Origin of the sequence: Corallococcus praedator, assembly GCF_003612125.1 — a bacterium.
GTDB classification, from domain to species: Bacteria; Myxococcota; Myxococcia; order Myxococcales; family Myxococcaceae; genus Corallococcus; species Corallococcus praedator.
In genome coordinates, this window is sequence record NZ_RAWI01000959.1 from 1 (window position 1) to 459 (window position 459).

The window sequence follows — 459 nt, forward strand, 5'->3', positions numbered from 1 at the left end:
GCGCGTGGTGCTGCCCCAGGCCACGCACGAGGCGCGCCGCGCCTACGCCGAATCGGGCCTGCTCAGCGCCGCGCAGGACTACGACACGGGCGGCATGCAGCTGCCCTACACGGTGGAGGCAGCGGCCAACAGCTTCTTTGCGGTGGCCTCGATCAGCATCGGCTCCAACCTGCTCACGGCCGGCAATGCCAACCTGCTGATGGTGCACGGCACGCCGCTGCAGCAGCAGGTGTTTGCGCTGAACGAATTCAACGGCCGCTGGGCCGGCACGATGTGCCTGTCCGAGCCGCAGGCGGGCTCGTCGCTGTCCGACGTGGCTACGCGGGCGCTGCCCGATGGCGATGGGTTCGACAGCGACACCCTGGGCCCGCGCTACCGCCTCAAGGGCAACAAGATGTGGATCAGCTCGGGCGACCACGAGCTCACCGAGAACATCGTGCACCTGGTGCTGGCCAAGAT

At 68.4% G+C, this 459-nt stretch carries 1 protein-coding gene; it reads left to right on the plus strand.

The window, feature by feature from the left end; all coding sequences use genetic code 11:
* Positions 1-459: acyl-CoA dehydrogenase family protein (locus tag D7Y13_RS42590; protein ID WP_500683202.1), on the plus strand; the 459-nt coding region annotated here is incomplete at both ends.